Raw genomic sequence first — 14,876 nt, 5'->3', positions numbered from 1 at the left:
GCGGTACGCGGCGTGTGGCGCGCCGTGGCCACCCTCCCCAAGCGCGCCAAGCGCCGCGACTGACCGCACCGGCCGCGCGGGGCGGCCGGCTCAGGCGCCTTCCTTCAGGACCTTCGAGATCAGGGTGCGCTGGGGTTCCGTCAGGCGCGGGTCCGCGCAGTAGACGGTCCGGTCGTCGATGGTGATCTGATACGTGAAGCCGTCGGGGACGCCGACCGGGGGTTCGGTGCGGGCCTCGGTGAGTGTCTGCTCGGCGAGGCTGTGCAAGGCGGCCGCGTCGCCGCGGCCCGTCGTGTCGATCTCGCGGTGGTGTTCGATTCCGGCGAAGCCGCCGGTGCGCCTGACTTGGATTCGCATGTCTTCCTGTCTAGTACGAGCCGGGCGGACGCGAAACCTGGACGGGGCCGGGGCCGGGGACACGGGTACGGGGAGCGGGGCGGGCCGGTGCGGAACCCGCCCCGCTCGGCCGGGGTCAGGCCGGCGGGACGCCGACCTGGTTCCAGGCCTTCACCACGGCCTCGTGCTCCTCGCCCTCCCCGTAGCGCGCGGCCGCCGCGGCCACCGTCGCTCCGGCGAAGTCGGAGAAGTCCGCGTCGACGGCGAGGCCGCCGGCGGTGAGCGTGTCGTACCAGATGCGGCCCGCCCGCTCCCAGGCCTTGCCGCCGAGAGCCTGGGCGAGGAGGTAGAAGGCGTGGTTGGGGATGCCCGAGTTGATGTGCACGCCGCCGTTGTCGCGGCCGGTGTGCACGTAGTCGTCCATGGTTGCGGGCTGCGGGTCCTTGCCGAGTACGTCGTCGTCGTAGGCCGAACCGGGCTCCTTCATGGAGCGCAGCGCCTTGCCTCTGACCCCGGGGGCGAGCAGCCCGGCGCCGATCAGCCAGTCGGCCCGGTCGGCGCTCTGGCCGAGTGTGTACTGCTTGATGAGGGAGCCGAAGACGTCCGACACGGACTCGTTGAGTGCGCCCGACTGGCCGAAGTACGCGAGGTTGGCGGTGTACTGGGTGAGGCCGTGGGCGAGTTCGTGGCCGATGACGTCGACCGGGATGGTGAAGTCGAGGAAGATTTCGCCGTCCCCGTCGCCGAACACCATCTGCTCGCCGTTCCAGAAGGCGTTGCCGTAGTCCTCGCCGTAGTGGACGGTGGCGACGAGCGGGAGGCCCGCGTCGTCGATGGAGTTGCGCGCGTAGGCCGTCAGGAGCAGTTCGAAGGTCGCGCCGAGTCCCGCGTACGCGCGGTTGACGGTGGCGTCCTTGGTGGGTTCCTCGCCCTCGCCGCGCACCTTCCTGCCGGGCAGTTCCCTGCGGTGCTGCGCGTCGTGGACGGTGCGGTGCGGCTTGTCCGCCTCGGCGTCCGGGGGCGGGACGCAGGCGGGCGCGCCGACGACGGTGGTCAGGCGGCGGGCGGTGCGCTCGGCGGCGTCCGTGGCCAGGGTCCTGCGGGCGGCCGCGGACAGCCGGGGGTCGGGGGACTGGGCGAGGCGGTCGAGGACGTGCGGCGGCACGATCGTGCAGAAGACGGGTTCGTGGCCCGGTGCGTTGGTGGTCATGGCCGCACAGTGGCACTGCGTGACGGAGCTGTCACCCCTCGCCACCATGATTGGTGAACGCGATACGCGAGATCGGGCGAAGATTCGGGCGAAGGCCGGACGAAGGCCCCACCATTGGAGGGGTACGTCACTTCTCGTCCGATATGCGCACCCGGTCCCGCATAATGAAACGGTCCCGCGCCCGGCGCCCGCCTCGGTTACTCTGCTGTGCATCATGCGTTACGGGCTGCTTCTCCTTAGCTGCCGCGGCGAGGGCCAGTAAGACGTAGGCCGACCCCCTCCCCGCGGAGTCTGGTGCTGCGCTACGACCCGTCGGCCGCCCCGAGCGGACCAATGAGGAGCCCTACGCATCATGACCACGTTTCAGAGTGTCGCAGTCGCCGGCAACGAGACGCCGATCACCAACGCCACGCACGACCAGAAGCCCTCGGGCATGCCGATCCACAAGTACGGGCAGTACGAGCAGGTCGACATCGAGGACCGCACCTGGCCCTCGCGGCGGATCACCAAGGCGCCCCGCTGGCTGTCCACGGATCTGCGCGACGGAAACCAGTCGCTGATCGACCCGATGTCGCCGGAGCGCAAGCGCCGGATGTTCGACCAGCTGGTCAGGATGGGCTACAAGGAGATCGAGGTCGGCTTCCCGGCCTCCGGCCAGACCGACTTCGAGTTCGTACGCTCGATCATCGAGGATCCGACGGCCATCCCGGACGATGTGACGATCTCCGTACTGACGCAGGCCCGTGAGGACCTGATCGAGCGGACCGTGGAGTCCCTGAAGGGCGCCAGGCGTGCCACCGTGCACCTGTACAACGCGACCGCGCCGGTCTTCCGCCGGGTCGTCTTCCGCGGCTCGAAGGACGACATCAAGCAGATCGCCGTGGACGGCACACAGCTGGTCATGGAGTACGCCGAGAAGCTGCTCGACGAGCGGACCGTCTTCGGCTACCAGTACAGCCCGGAGATCTTCACCGACACCGAGCTGGACTTCGCCCTGGAGGTCTGCGAGGCCGTCTGCGACGTCTGGCAGCCGGGCCCGGGCCGCGAGATCATCCTCAACCTGCCCGCCACGGTGGAGCGTTCGACTCCGTCCACGCACGCGGACCGCTTCGAGTGGATGAGCCGCAAGCTGACCCGCCGCGAGCACGTCTGCCTGTCGGTGCACCCGCACAACGACCGCGGTACGGCGGTGGCGGCCGCCGAGCTGGCCGTGATGGCGGGCGCCGACCGTGTCGAGGGCTGCCTGTTCGGGCAGGGCGAGCGGACCGGCAACGTCGACCTGGTCACCCTGGGCATGAACCTGTTCAGCCAGGGCGTCGACCCCGAGATCGACTTCTCCGACATCGACGAGATCCGCCGTACGTGGGAGTACTGCAATCAGATGGAGGTCCACCCGCGCCACCCGTACGTGGGCGACCTGGTCTACACGTCCTTCTCCGGCTCCCACCAGGACGCCATCAAGAAGGGCTTCGACCAGATGGAGGCCGACGCCAAGGCCAAGGGCGTCACCGTCGACGACATCGAGTGGGCCGTCCCGTATCTGCCGATCGACCCGAAGGACGTCGGCCGCTCCTACGAGGCGGTCATCCGGGTCAACTCGCAGTCCGGCAAGGGCGGTATCGCCTATGTCCTGAAGAACGACCACAAGCTGGACCTGCCGCGCCGGATGCAGATCGAGTTCTCCAAGCTGATTCAGGCCAAGACCGATGCCGAGGGCGGCGAGATCACCCCGTCGGACATCTGGGCCACGTTCCAGGACGAGTACCTGCCCAACCCCGAGAACCCGTGGGGCCGTATCCAGGTACGCAACGGGCAGTCCACGACCGACCGCGACGGCATCGACACGCTGACCGTCGAGGCCGCGGTGGACGGCGAGGAGACCACGCTGGTGGGCACCGGCAACGGTCCGATTTCCGCCTTCTTCCAGGCACTGCAGGGCATCGGCATCGACGCCCGCCTGCTCGACTACCAGGAGCACACGATGAGCGAGGGCGCCTCCGCGCAGGCCGCCTCGTACATCGAGTGCGCGATCGACGGCCGCGTCCTGTGGGGCATCGGCATCGACGCCAACACCACGCGCGCCTCCCTGAAGGCCGTGGTCTCTGCGGTCAACCGCGTCTCGCGCTGAGGCCCGCGGCCACCGGGCCGCACTCCCGCACCACCGGCCCAACGGGGTCCCGTCCGCCCACCCGCGGGCGGGGCCCCGCCGGCTTCCCGCGGGCAGGCGCAGGCGTTCCCCCGTACCCACGTACGTACGGTCTTGGCCAATGTGCCGTCACAACTACTGACGCGCTCTCACCGATGTGGCTAACATCACGCGAACACGGCGGCGTTGCCGATGCGTTACGGAGGTGTGGCGTGCGGACCAGTGGACGAATGGGTCGAAGCCCCGGTGTTCTGGGGCGCGTCTGCGGGGTCCGTACCGCGTGGAACACCGTCGCCGACGGGGAGTTCTTCTGCCCCGGCTGCGGCGGCGACCGCAACTACCGCCGCCGGACCGGCCGTCGGCGCCTCACCGTGCTCGGCCTGCCGCTGCTGCCGCGCGGCACGGCGGGCCCGGTCGTCGAATGCGCCTCGTGCCGCGAGCACTTCGCGCCCGACGTCCTCGATCACCCGACCACGCTGAAGCTCTCCGCGATGCTGCGGGACGCGGTGCACACGGTGGCGCTCGCGGTCCTCGCGGCGGGCGGCACCTCCTCGCGTACGGCGCTGTCCCGCGCCGTCGGGGCCGTGCGGTCGGCCGGTTTCTCCGACTGTACGGAGGACCAGCTGACCACCCTCGTGGAGGCGCTCGCCGAGGACACCGGACGCCTCCCGGGCGGCCCCTGCGACCCCTCGGGCGTCACGCTCGCCATCGAACTCCACGAGGCCCTCGACCCCCTGGCCCCGCACCTGGCCGCCCCCGGCCGCGAGTCGATCCTCCTCCAGGCAGCCGGCATCGCCCTGGCGGACGGGCCGTACACGCCCGCCGAGCGGGAGGTCCTGGCCACGGTGGGGGCCGCGCTGACGATGGGCTCGCAGGACGTCGAGCGGCTGCTGGCTTCGGCTCGTACGCCTTCCTGACGCCCCGGCCCGTACGCATTCCCGACCACCGCCCGGCCCGTACGTCGTCCTGGCCGCCCCCATCCCGTACGCCCACGGGGGCACCCTCCGTACTCCCGCGGGAGTAACCCCACCCCACGGCCGCCCCCGGCAGTACGCCCCGCCTCGCCCCCACGCCCGACGTATCCCGCCCCACCCCGCGGAAGTCTGGAAACGGACCCGGACACCGGATGAGGGAGGGCGCCCGACATGGGGGCGAACAGGGCGAACAGGGCGAACAGCGTGAACAGAGCGAAAGTACAGGCAAGCCCACGCAGGCGAGCCGTACCGTGGATCGTGCTCGGCCTGTGGGCCGCGGTCATGGCGCTCGCCATGCCCTTCGCCGGCAAGACCGGCGACGTACAGCAGGACCGCGCCGTCGACTACCTGCCGGCCGGCGCCGACTCCACCCGGGTCGCCAGGATCCAGGAGCAGCTGCCCGGCGGCGAGACCACCGAACTGGTCCTCGTCTACCACCGCGAGGGCGGACTGACCGCGGCCGACCAGGCCACCGCGCGGACCCAGATCGACGAGATCGCCGCACAGCACGAGCTGACCGGCACCCCACAGCCCGTACCCGCCAAGAGCGGCGACACCCTCTTCTACCCGCTCGCCAGCAACGAGCCCGGCACCGACGAGAAACTCCGCGACGCCTTCGTCAACGAGGTGCGCGAGGTCGCCGAAGGCGGCGAAGGGCTGAGCGTCGACGTGGGCGGCCCCGGGGCCCTCGCCACCGACGCCTCCGAGGTCTACAACGCCCTCGACGGGCCGCTGCTCTACACCACCGTCGCCGTCGTCGCGATCCTGCTCATCCTCATCTACCGCAGTCCACTGCTCTGGCTCGTGCCGCTGGTCGTCGCCGGTCTCGCCGACATGCTCTCGCTCGGCGTGACTTACGGACTGCACCAGGCCTTCGACATCACCGTCAGCGGACAGTCCACCGGCATCATGACGATCCTCGTCTTCGGCGCGGGCACCGACTACGCCCTGCTCCTGATCGCCCGCTACCGCGAGGAACTGCGCCGCCAGGAACGCCCCCTCGACGCCATGGCCACCGCGCTGCGCGGCTGCGGCCCCGCGATCCTCGCCTCCTCCGGCACGGTCGCCGCCGGCATGCTCTGCCTGCTCGCCGCCGACCTCAACTCCAGCGCCGGGATGGGCCCGACGGCCGCCGTCGGTGTGCTGTGCGCGCTGGCCGCGATGACCACGCTGCTGCCCGCGCTGCTCGTGCTGCTCGGCCGCCGCGTGTTCTGGCCGCTGATCCCCGCCTTCGGCTCCACGCCCAAGCAGCGCCGCAGCCTGTTCGGCGCGATGGGCGCCTCGGTGCGGCGCCGCCCGCTCGCCGTCCTCGCCGCCTCCGCCGTGATGCTCGGCGCGCTCGCGCTCGGCACATTCAACCTCTCCGGGAGCGTCAAGCAGGAGGACTCCTTCACCACGACCCCCGAGGCCGTACGGGCGATGAAGACGCTCGCCGAGGCCTACCCGGAGCGCTCCACCCAGCCGATCACCGTGCTCGCGCCCAACGGCGAGGCGCCCCGAGTTCTCGACACCGCACGGGACATCGGGGGCGTCGCCGCGGCCGAACAGGGGCGCAGCGGCGAGGAGTGGACGGAGATCTTCGTGATCGCCGAGGCCGCCCCGCAGTCAGCCGCCGAGACCGCGACCATCGAGGAGCTGCGGGACACCCTCGACAGCAGCCTGGTCGGCGGGCCCAGCGCCCAGCAGATCGACCTCGCCGACACCAGCGCACGCGACACCAAGGTCGTGGTACCGATCGTGCTGGTCTCCGTACTCCTCATCCTGATCGTGCTGCTGCGCTCCCTCGTCGCCCCACTCCTGCTCACCGCGGCCGTGGTCGCGGTGTGGGGTGCGGCGCTCGGGATCGGCGGGCTCGTCTTCGAGCCGGTCTTCGGCTTCGAGGGCTCCGATCCCGGACTGCCGCTGATCTCCTTCGTGTTCCTCGTCGCCCTCGGCGTCGACTACGGCATCTTCCTGCTGCACCGGATGCGCGAAGAAGTGATCGGCGGCCTCGACACCCCGGACGCGGCGCTCACCGCGCTGCGCACCACCGGAGCGGTGATCGCCTCGGCGGGCCTGGTGCTCGCGGCGACCTTCTCGGTCCTGATGAACATGCCGCTCGTCCAGCTCGTCGAGATGGGCTTCGTCATCGCGATCGGTGTGCTGCTCGACACCTTCCTCGTGCGGACCTACCTGGTCACCTCGGCGAGCATGGCGCTCGGGAACAAGGTGTGGTGGCCGGGCCCGCTGTCCCGCGGTCCGGCGGCCGCCGCCGAGGAGACGGAAGGCGCCCGGGTTCCCGTCGGCTGACCGGGCTGTCGGCAGGGTGCCCCTCCTGTCGGCAGGGTGCCCCTCCTGCCGGAGGGGCACCGCCGTCGCGCAGGATGAGTGGATGCAGGAGACGACGATGCGACCGCAGCTGGGCGAGCGGATCATCACGGCGATCAACACACCGCCGCAGGACGCGCCGCACGCCAGGCGCAATGACGCGCTGCTCGCCCTGGCGTGCGCCGTGTCCGCCGTGCTGCTCGGTCTGAAGGGCCAGGACGGTCCGCGGCCCGACGCGCTCGGCTGGGTCCTGCTGCTGGCCGTCCATCCGCTGCTCGTATGGCGGCGCGAGCACCCCATGCGCGTCCTCGTCGTGGCCCTCGCCCTCATCGCCACGTACCACGCGCTCGACAACGACCACAGCGCGCCGGCCGCCGCGACGATGGTGGTGCTCTACACGATCGCGGCGACCGGCACCGTACGCCGCACCCTGATCGTGGGCGGCTGCGTGCTCGGCATGACGCTGACCGTCAACGTGCTCACCAACCCCGAAGGGGTGGGGGAACTGCTGCGGATCTCGGGCTGGGTCCTCGCTGCCCTCTTCTGCGGGATCGACGTCCGCTTCTACCGCGCGTACGTGGCCTCCATCGTCGAACGGGCCGAACGCGCCGAACGCACCCGAGAGGAGGAGGCCGCGCGGCGGGTCGCCGAGGAACGCCTGCGCATCGCCCGCGATCTGCACGATCTGCTCGCGCACTCCATCACCCTGATCGGTGTGCAGACCTCCGTCGCCTCCCACGTCCTGACCGTCGACCCGGAGCGCCTGGACCGCGCGGCGATCTCCAGAGCCCTCGACGACATCTCCGAGACCTGCCGCACGGCCCGCGGCGAACTGCGCTCCACCCTGGAAGTCCTGCGCGAGGCCGAACTCCCCGACGGCCGCGGCCCGCTGCCCGGCCTCACCGCCCTGCCGGACCTGGCGGACTCGGCCCGCACGGCGGGCGCGCAGGTCACCCTCGACGTGCGCGTCACCGACGCCCCGGCCGCGGTGGGCGCGGCCGTCTACCGCCTCGTGCAGGAGGCGCTCACCAATGCCGTACGGCATGCCGGGCCCGGCGTGAAGGTCACGGTGAACGTCGTGCCGGAAGGCGGCTGGGGGCTGCGCCTGAGCGTCGAGGACGAAGGCCCCGAGGGGCCTCCGCCCGTCGTCACCGGCAGCCCCGGATACGGTCTCGTCGGAATGCGCGAACGGGTCCGCAGCGTCGGCGGCACCCTGGACGCGGCGCCGCGCGAGGCGGGCGGTTTCGCCGTGACGGCGGTCCTGCCTCTGAACCCCTCGGTCGTGACGGACACGACGACGGAAGGAGCCCGACCTTGACCTCCCCCACGGCCTCGCCGATGGCCACCACCATCCGAGTCCTGCTCGCGGACGACCAGCGCCTGGTGCGGGCGGCGTTTGCGATGCTCGTCGAGTCGGCCCCCGACATGGAGGTCGTCGGCCAGGCGGGCACCGGCCGCGAGGCCGTCGCACTCGCCCGCAGCGAGCGCGCCGACCTCGTGGTCATGGACATCCGGATGCCGGAACTCGACGGGATCGAGGCGACCCGCCTGATCGCCGCTGACGACGACCTCGCGGGCGTCAAAGTCCTCGTCCTCACCACCTACGACACCGACGAACACGTCGTGGACGCGCTGCGCGCGGGAGCCTCCGGCTTCCTGGTCAAGGACACCAGGCCCGCCGAGCTCCTCGACGCCATCCGCACGGTCGCCGCAGGCGAGTCCCTCCTCTCCCCGGGCCCCACCGCCCGCCTCATCGCCCGCGTCCTGCGCGACCCGGCCACCGTCCGCACCGGCGGCCCCGAAGTCCTCCCCGACCGGCTCTCCGACCGCCTCTCCGACCGCGAACGCGAAGTCCTCACCCTGGTCGCCCGAGGCCTCAACAACACCGAGATCGCCGAATCCCTGGGCCTGAGCCCCCTGACCGCCAAGACCCACGTGAGCCGCATCATGGGCAAGCTGGGGGCGCGAGACCGGGCGCAGCTGGTGATGTGCGCGTACGAATCGGGCCTGGTCTCTCCGGGCGGCAACGGCGGCTGAGGGCAGTGCGTAGAATCCCCGAGGCCGTCGCCCAGCCGGGCCGGCCGGCAAGCATGTGAACGACAGAACGGAAACCGCTGTGAGCGCCACCATGGAAGCGCCGATCTACGAGGAACTTGTCCAGGAGCTCGGGGACGTACCCGGCGAGGTGCGGTCGGTGGCCGAGAAGGAGCTCAACAGACTCCGGGACGACTTCGGCCTCGACCACCCGCATCGCGGATAGCGACCCGATGGCCGGCCTTGAACCCACTTGCTGTACCTACATTACGTAGGTACATTTGATGGATGGAGACCATCGGGCTGCGTGAGCTGAACCAGAACCCGTCCAAGGCTGTGGCCAGGGTGCGGGCCGGCGCTTCGATACTCGTCACCGACCGTGGCAAGCCAGTGCTCAGGATGGTGCCCGAGACCGAGCAGCCCGGCATATTGCGTCGGATGATCGAGTCCGGCGATGTCGCGCCCCCCGCGGAGCAGGGCATGGCCGACCTCATTCCCGACCTGGCGCCGGAGCTGCCGAGCCTGTCGGACGTACTCGTCGATGAGCGGCGCAAGGAGCGAGAGCGTTGATCTATCTCGATTCGTGCGCGCTGCTCAAGTTCATCAAGCCCGAGGCCGAAACCGTCGCACTCCGCGCCTGGCGTGCCGCGCTGCCCGGCGGAACAGAGCTCATCACCAGCGATCTCGCCCGCCTGGAGATCACTCGCACGCTGCACCGCGCGGGCGTCGATGCGCAACGAGTGCCGTACTACGTCAGCCAGGCGGTGCGCGGCCTGTACCTCATGGACCTGACCAGTACGGTCCTTTCGAGGGCCATGGCCTACCAGACGCGCCGCCTAGGTGCGCTGGACTCGATCCATCTCGCGAGCGCCGAGCCGTTCCGGGTGGAACTCTCCGGGTTTCTCACCTACGACAAGGAGCTGGCAGCGGCGGCCACGGATCTGGGGTTGCCGGTGATCACACCGGAGTGAGCCGGCGATCGTGAGAGCGCGTGGCGGCGGTGTGAAGGCCCTGGTGTCAGTCAGTGCTTGACGGAATCGATGAAGGCGGTCCATACCGAGGCCGGGATGATCAGGGCCGCCGCGGTCGGGGTTTTGCTGTCGCGGACGGGGACGACGGCAAGGGGCTCGGCGTGGAGGAGGTCGTGCGAGACCTCGACGCACTCGCCCCCGTTGCCGTCGCTGTAGCTGCTCTTGCGCCAGCGCACGTTGCTCAGGTCGTACTCGCGCATGATCGATGATCCTCCGCCGCCGACTCGATCAGGGGCAGGGACGCCTCCGGCGACAATGCGGCGGCCCTGATCAGATCGTAGTCGTCCTGTGCCTGCTTCACCATGGCCGGATCGTCCAGCAGGTTTCCCGAATACACGGCTTCGGTATAGGCAGTTGGCGGTGCGTCCTCGAAGTCCATGAGCCGCAGCATCTTGCCCATGAGCGGATGCCCGCCCGCCGAGAACGGCAGCACCTGGACGACGATCGTGCGCTGCCGCCGGAGCGCGAGGATGTGATCCAGTTGCCGGGCCATCGCGGCGGAACCGCCGACGGCCACCCGCAGCACGGACTCGTGCAGCACGGCCCAGTACGTCGGCCGCTTGTCGCCCTTGAGCAGGGCGCCGCGGTCGATCCGGGCGCGGACCTTCTCCTCGATGTACTCGTCCGGCGCGAAGGGGTTGCTCGCGACCGTGATGGCTCGTGCGTACGCGGCTGTCTGGAGCAGCCCGGGGACGGATCCCGATGCGAAATCGCAGATCCGCGTCGCCAGTTGCTCCAGCTCCGCAGCCTTCTCGAAGTACGGCGCGTAGCGGGTGTCACGGATCAGCGTGTGCCACATCCGCTCGAAGACTCCGCCGGTCCGCAGTGCGGTGTCGAGCCGCTGGGCCACGTCGAGTTGGGGCTTGCGGCGGGCGTGTTCGAACAGGCCGATGTACGCGCCGGAGACGAAGACGTGCTCGCCGAGCTCCGCCTGCGTCAGCCCGGCCTCCTCGCGTAACCGCCGCAGTTCGTCGCCGAAGTACTCCCAGGCCGCTTGTCGTGGGGCTTTGGTCATGGCTCAACTCCCTTGTCGCACCTGAAAGTTGCGATGGTGGCCGCGCTCTTCGACGGTACCGGTGTCCGGGGATCGGGATATGGGCTTTGTCCTGTTCAGGGACCCATCGCTAATGTGTACGACTGCAATCTGACTTCACGGGGGTGGGCGCAATGACGCCGCAGGAACCGCAGCCGCAGCAGCCGTGGGCGGCCTCGCCGCCGCAGTCCGGTGTGCCTGTGCCGGACAATCCGTATGTCCAGTCCGCCCAACCCGGCCCGCCTGCCCAACCCGGCCCGCCTGCCCAGCCTGGCCCGCCCGCCCAGCCGTACGCGGGGCAGCCGGCGCCGCACGGGCAGCAGTACGGCGGGCCGGTGCCTCCGCCGCCCGGGCCCGGGAAGCGGCGGACCGGGCTCATCGCGGCGGCCGCCGTGGTGGCTCTCGCGGTCGTTGCCGGTGGAGTGTGGCTCGCGGTGGGCCGGGGCGATGACTCGGGCTCGGCAGCCACCGGATCCGCCACGAGCAGTGCGGAGCCCGGCGGGCCGACGGACCCGGACTCGGGCGCGGGCTCGGATTCCTCCGGTTCCGGCTCCTCGGATTCCTCCGGTCACGGCTCGGCCGCCTCCCGGATCGAAGCGGTCAACGAGACGATGCGCGCCACCGCCTTCACCGCCATCGGTACGACGACGGCTTTCGGCAACGGCATACAGCAGGCCGTCTGGAACCCCGGTCAGGGCTACCACATGAAGGTCATCGGTCGTGGTCCCGACGCTCCCAGCGGCGAAATGTTCTGCAAGGACGGTACTTCTTATACGAGTTCGGGTCTGCTGGCGGCGTCGTTGAAGTCGAAGGGGCACGAGATCGTGGTCCCCGAGCGTCTCGACGATGTGTTCGTGACCAGCGAACTGGGCCAGGACTGCTCGGTGCTGTTCACGATCTCCCCCACGGGAACGTTCGCCCCGGAACAGAACACGAGCGTCGACGGTGTCGAGACGCTCGCGATCGAGGTCTCGGCGGGGGCGACCTCCGATGTCTACTTCGTCAGCGCCTCGGGCGAGGACCGGCTCCTCAGGATGACCTCGCAGCGCGACGGCAGGAGCAGCACCGTCAACTACGTCGAATTCGGTGAGAAGAAGCCGATCGTCATCCCGGCGCCGGACAAGACGATGACCATGAGCGAGTTCCGCGGCGAGGTGACCGGTGGCTGACGTGACCGAGGAGGGCGCGCCCGAGGCGAGCGCGCCCGAGGCGAGCGGGCCCGAGGCGAGCCGTGCCGGAGAGCGTGCGGAGATGGTGCGCAAGGCGGACCGCCTGGGGGTCTGGTCGACCGCCTGGCTGATTCTGAGTCTGCTGCTCTGGGCGTGGTTCACCGTCCTGATGGTGGGGGACTACGGGGCGCTGAGAGGGTACGGCGATTACCGTGCGGAATGCCGGGGGCCGCTCGTGGAGCTCGCCCGGGCCGGCAGCACGTGTGCCGAGGACAGCTGGCATCAGTGGCCGGCGGCGCTGGGGATGCTGGCGCTCGCGGTCCTGTCGACCATCCTCGCGGCGGCGACCATCGTCTACGGCAAGGTGCTCACACGGATCACCACCCTGGTCCCGGCCGCCGAGGCCACCGGACCGCGCCCCGGAGACCCCGCCCCGTAGGGGAGAATGGCTCCCATGAGTCTGTTCCGTGATGACGGCATCGTGCTGCGCACCCAGAAGCTGGGTGAGGCCGACCGCATCATCACGCTGCTCACCCGCGGGCACGGGCGGGTGCGGGCCGTGGCGCGCGGGGTGCGGCGGACCAAGTCCAAGTTCGGGGCGCGGCTCGAACCGTTCTCGCATGTCGACGTGCAGTTCTTCGCGCGCGGCAGCGAGCTGATCGGCCGCGGGCTGCCGCTGTGCACCCAGAGCGAGACGATCGCTCCGTACGGTGGCGGCATCGTCACCGACTACGCGCGCTACACCGCCGGTACGGCGATGCTGGAGACGGCGGAACGGTTCACCGACCACGAGGGCGAGCCGGCCGTGCAGCAGTATCTGCTGCTCGTGGGCGGGCTGCGCACCCTCGCGGCGGGGGAGCACGCGCCGAATCTGATCCTCGACGCGTTCCTGCTGCGCTCCCTCGCCGTCAACGGCTACGCACCGAGCTTCGACAGCTGCGCGAAGTGCGGGATGCCCGGGCCGAACCGGTTCTTCTCGGTCGGCGCGGGCGGTGTGGTGTGCGCCGAGTGCCGCGTACCGGGAAGTGTCGTACCGTCTGCGGAGGCCATCGCCCTGCTCGGCGCGCTGCTCACGGGGGACTGGGCGACCGCCGACGCCAGTGAGGCGAGGCACGCGAGGGAGGGCAGCGGCCTGGTGTCGGCGTATCTGCACTGGCATCTGGAACGCGGACTGCGCTCCCTTCGTTACGTGGAGAAGAGCTAGGGGAGCGAGAGAACACATGGCACGACGCGGGATCCTGGGGCGCAACCGCCGCGAGTACGTCACGCCCGAACCGCACCCTTCGGGCGCCCGCCCGCCGAAGCTCCCCGGAGAGCTGGTCCCCGGGCATGTGGCGATCGTCATGGACGGCAACGGGCGCTGGGCCAAGGAGCGCGGTCTGCCGCGCACCGAGGGGCACAAGGTCGGCGCGGAGCGGGTGCTCGATGTGCTGCAGGGCGCGATCGAGATGGGTGTGGGGAGCATCTCGCTCTACGCCTTCTCGACCGAGAACTGGAAGCGTTCGCCCGACGAGGTCCGCTTCCTGATGAACTTCAACCGCGACTTCATCCGCAAGACCCGCGACCAGCTCGACGCGCTGGGCGTACGGGTGCGGTGGGTCGGGCGGATGCCCAAGCTGTGGAAGTCGGTCGCCCGGGAGCTGGAGATCTCCCAGGAGCAGACGAAGGACAACGACAGGCTGACGCTGTACTTCTGCATGAACTACGGCGGCCGCGCGGAGATCGCCGATGCGGCGCAGGCGCTGGCGGAGGACGTACGGGCCGGGCGGCTCGACCCGTCGAAGGTGACCGAGAAGACCTTCGCGAAGTACCTGTACTACCCCGACATGCCGGATGTGGACCTGTTCCTGCGCCCCAGCGGCGAGCAGCGTACCTCCAACTACCTGCTCTGGCAGAGCGCGTACGCGGAGATGGTCTTCCAGGACGTCCTGTGGCCCGATTTCGACCGCCGCGACCTGTGGCGCGCCTGCCTCGAATACGCCTCCCGGGACCGGCGGTTCGGGGGCGCGATCCCCAACGAGCTGCAGCAGGGAGATGTCCGGCGGCAGGGAGATGAGCAGCGGCGGCAGAACGACGAGCAGCAGCAGAGCGGCGAGCCGCATGAGAGCAGCGAGCAGCAGGGCTGAGCCGGGCAGGCGAAGCGGATGAGGCGGGTGACGCGGCTCAGCTCCGAGCCGCGTCCTTGCTCGCGCAGTCCGCGCAGGTGCCGAAGATCTCCACGGTGTGGGCCACGTTGACGAAGCCGTGTTCGGAGGCGATGGCCTCGGACCACTTCTCCACGGCGGGCCCCTCCACCTCGACCGCCTTGCCGCAGACGCGGCAGACCAGATGGTGGTGGTGTTCACCGGTGGAGCAGCGGCGGTAGACGGACTCGCCGTCGCCGGTGCGCAGCACGTCGACCTCGCCGGCCTCGGCGAGGGACTGCAGGGTGCGGTAGACGGTGGTCAGGCCCACGGACTCGCCGCGGTGCTTGAGCATGTCGTGCAGATCCTGTGCACTGCGGAACTCGTCCACCTCGTCGAGAGCCGCCGCCACGGCGGCGCGCTGCCGGGTCGCTCGGCCGCGTACGGGCGCTGTCACAGGGGCCTCCTCACGAATGCTCCGGCCATTGTGCCAGGTTGCCCTGCCACCTTAGG

General features: G+C 70.4%; 17 protein-coding genes. 12 read left to right on the top strand and 5 right to left on the bottom strand.

Annotated features, from left to right (window positions below; translation table 11 throughout):
• Positions 1-90 precede the first annotated feature (90 nt).
• Both ACLF6P_RS12730 and ACLF6P_RS12725 read right to left on the bottom strand, forming a co-directional pair.
• Complete coding sequence (locus tag ACLF6P_RS12730) at positions 91-357, bottom strand: protealysin inhibitor emfourin (RefSeq protein ID WP_415950259.1); 267 nt, start codon at positions 355-357, stop codon at positions 91-93.
• 115 nt (positions 358-472) lie between these two features.
• On the bottom strand, positions 473-1,546 hold the full coding sequence (locus ACLF6P_RS12725) for a M4 family metallopeptidase (RefSeq protein ID WP_415950258.1): 1,074 nt from the start codon (positions 1,544-1,546) through the stop codon (positions 473-475).
• Between the two features lie 433 nt (positions 1,547-1,979).
• Between ACLF6P_RS12725 and leuA the strand changes: the two genes are divergently transcribed.
• From leuA to ACLF6P_RS12685, 8 genes are all read left to right on the top strand, one after another.
• Entirely contained in the window at positions 1,980-3,674 is a 1,695-nt protein-coding gene (gene leuA, locus ACLF6P_RS12720) for a 2-isopropylmalate synthase (protein ID WP_415950491.1), read from the top strand.
• A 248-nt stretch (positions 3,675-3,922) separates the two neighbouring features.
• Positions 3,923-4,609 carry a tellurite resistance TerB family protein gene (locus ACLF6P_RS12715; protein ID WP_415950256.1) on the top strand — a complete coding sequence of 229 codons (687 nt, stop codon included), beginning with the start codon at positions 3,923-3,925 and terminating at the stop codon, positions 4,607-4,609.
• Positions 4,610-4,837: 228 nt separating this feature from the next.
• Complete coding sequence (locus ACLF6P_RS12710) at positions 4,838-6,955, top strand: MMPL family transporter (protein ID WP_415950255.1); 2,118 nt, start codon at positions 4,838-4,840, stop codon at positions 6,953-6,955.
• A gap of 82 nt (positions 6,956-7,037) precedes the next feature.
• Entirely contained in the window at positions 7,038-8,291 is a 1,254-nt protein-coding gene (locus tag ACLF6P_RS12705; RefSeq protein WP_415950254.1) for a sensor histidine kinase, read from the top strand.
• Between the two features lie 20 nt (positions 8,292-8,311).
• Complete coding sequence (locus ACLF6P_RS12700; RefSeq protein ID WP_415950490.1) at positions 8,312-9,010, top strand: response regulator transcription factor; 699 nt, start codon at positions 8,312-8,314, stop codon at positions 9,008-9,010.
• 79 nt (positions 9,011-9,089) lie between these two features.
• Complete coding sequence (locus ACLF6P_RS12695) at positions 9,090-9,233, top strand: hypothetical protein (RefSeq protein WP_415950252.1); 144 nt, start codon at positions 9,090-9,092, stop codon at positions 9,231-9,233.
• Positions 9,234-9,295: 62 nt separating this feature from the next.
• A complete protein-coding gene (locus tag ACLF6P_RS12690) occupies positions 9,296-9,577 on the top strand; it encodes a type II toxin-antitoxin system Phd/YefM family antitoxin (RefSeq protein WP_415950251.1) in 282 nt (93 codons plus the stop codon).
• Entirely contained in the window at positions 9,574-9,978 is a 405-nt protein-coding gene (locus tag ACLF6P_RS12685; protein ID WP_415950250.1) for a type II toxin-antitoxin system VapC family toxin, read from the top strand. The genes ACLF6P_RS12690 and ACLF6P_RS12685 overlap by 4 nt, the downstream gene beginning before the upstream one ends.
• Before the next feature lie 50 nt (positions 9,979-10,028).
• On the opposite strand, the gene ACLF6P_RS12680 is transcribed toward ACLF6P_RS12685, so the two are convergent.
• Positions 10,029-10,238, bottom strand: a complete 210-nt coding sequence (locus tag ACLF6P_RS12680) for a DUF397 domain-containing protein (RefSeq protein WP_415950249.1) — start codon at positions 10,236-10,238, stop codon at positions 10,029-10,031.
• Positions 10,220-11,053 carry a helix-turn-helix domain-containing protein gene (locus ACLF6P_RS12675; protein WP_415950247.1) on the bottom strand — a complete coding sequence of 278 codons (834 nt, stop codon included), beginning with the start codon at positions 11,051-11,053 and terminating at the stop codon, positions 10,220-10,222. The genes ACLF6P_RS12680 and ACLF6P_RS12675 overlap by 19 nt, the downstream gene beginning before the upstream one ends.
• 152 nt (positions 11,054-11,205) lie before the next feature.
• On the opposite strand from ACLF6P_RS12675, the gene ACLF6P_RS12670 reads away from it, so the two are divergent.
• From ACLF6P_RS12670 to ACLF6P_RS12655, 4 genes are read left to right on the top strand one after another with little or no spacing between them, the layout of a single operon-like run.
• Positions 11,206-12,240, top strand: a complete 1,035-nt coding sequence (locus tag ACLF6P_RS12670) for a hypothetical protein (RefSeq protein ID WP_415950246.1) — start codon at positions 11,206-11,208, stop codon at positions 12,238-12,240.
• Positions 12,233-12,679 (top strand): hypothetical protein, encoded by a 447-nt coding sequence (locus ACLF6P_RS12665; protein ID WP_415950245.1) that lies wholly within the window; start codon positions 12,233-12,235, stop codon positions 12,677-12,679. Before ACLF6P_RS12670 ends, ACLF6P_RS12665 begins: the two co-directional genes overlap by 8 nt.
• A gap of 15 nt (positions 12,680-12,694) precedes the next feature.
• On the top strand, positions 12,695-13,444 hold the full coding sequence (gene recO, locus ACLF6P_RS12660) for a DNA repair protein RecO (protein ID WP_415950244.1): 750 nt from the start codon (positions 12,695-12,697) through the stop codon (positions 13,442-13,444).
• Between the two features lie 16 nt (positions 13,445-13,460).
• Positions 13,461-14,366: an isoprenyl transferase gene (locus ACLF6P_RS12655; protein WP_415950243.1), complete on the top strand. Its 906-nt coding sequence runs from the start codon at positions 13,461-13,463 to the stop codon at positions 14,364-14,366.
• A gap of 37 nt (positions 14,367-14,403) precedes the next feature.
• Here ACLF6P_RS12655 and ACLF6P_RS12650 read toward each other — a convergent pair whose 3' ends face one another.
• Positions 14,404-14,820, bottom strand: coding sequence for a Fur family transcriptional regulator (locus ACLF6P_RS12650; protein ID WP_415950242.1), 417 nt, complete (start codon positions 14,818-14,820; stop codon positions 14,404-14,406).
• Positions 14,821-14,876: the final 56 nt, after the last annotated feature.

Origin of the sequence: Streptomyces lothianensis, assembly GCF_047779955.1 — a bacterium.
Lineage (GTDB): Bacteria > Actinomycetota > Actinomycetes > Streptomycetales > Streptomycetaceae > Streptomyces.
This window is presented reverse-complemented; position numbering and strand designations above follow the sequence as displayed.

Coding starts and splice junctions, on each gene's coding strand:
- ACLF6P_RS12710 (WP_415950255.1), top strand. CDS start 4,838: ATGGGGGCGAACAGGGCGAACAGGGCGAACAGCGTGAACAGAGCGAAA.
- ACLF6P_RS12655 (WP_415950243.1), top strand. CDS start 13,461: ATGGCACGACGCGGGATCCTGGGGCGCAACCGCCGCGAGTACGTCACG.
- ACLF6P_RS12730 (WP_415950259.1), bottom strand. CDS start 357: ATGCGAATCCAAGTCAGGCGCACCGGCGGCTTCGCCGGAATCGAACAC.
- ACLF6P_RS12700 (WP_415950490.1), top strand. CDS start 8,312: ATGGCCACCACCATCCGAGTCCTGCTCGCGGACGACCAGCGCCTGGTG.
- ACLF6P_RS12725 (WP_415950258.1), bottom strand. CDS start 1,546: ATGACCACCAACGCACCGGGCCACGAACCCGTCTTCTGCACGATCGTG.
- ACLF6P_RS12690 (WP_415950251.1), top strand. CDS start 9,296: ATGGAGACCATCGGGCTGCGTGAGCTGAACCAGAACCCGTCCAAGGCT.
- recO (WP_415950244.1), top strand. CDS start 12,695: ATGAGTCTGTTCCGTGATGACGGCATCGTGCTGCGCACCCAGAAGCTG.
- ACLF6P_RS12670 (WP_415950246.1), top strand. CDS start 11,206: ATGACGCCGCAGGAACCGCAGCCGCAGCAGCCGTGGGCGGCCTCGCCG.
- ACLF6P_RS12675 (WP_415950247.1), bottom strand. CDS start 11,053: ATGACCAAAGCCCCACGACAAGCGGCCTGGGAGTACTTCGGCGACGAA.
- ACLF6P_RS12715 (WP_415950256.1), top strand. CDS start 3,923: ATGGGTCGAAGCCCCGGTGTTCTGGGGCGCGTCTGCGGGGTCCGTACC.
- ACLF6P_RS12705 (WP_415950254.1), top strand. CDS start 7,038: ATGCAGGAGACGACGATGCGACCGCAGCTGGGCGAGCGGATCATCACG.
- leuA (WP_415950491.1), top strand. CDS start 1,980: ATGCCGATCCACAAGTACGGGCAGTACGAGCAGGTCGACATCGAGGAC.
- ACLF6P_RS12680 (WP_415950249.1), bottom strand. CDS start 10,238: ATGCGCGAGTACGACCTGAGCAACGTGCGCTGGCGCAAGAGCAGCTAC.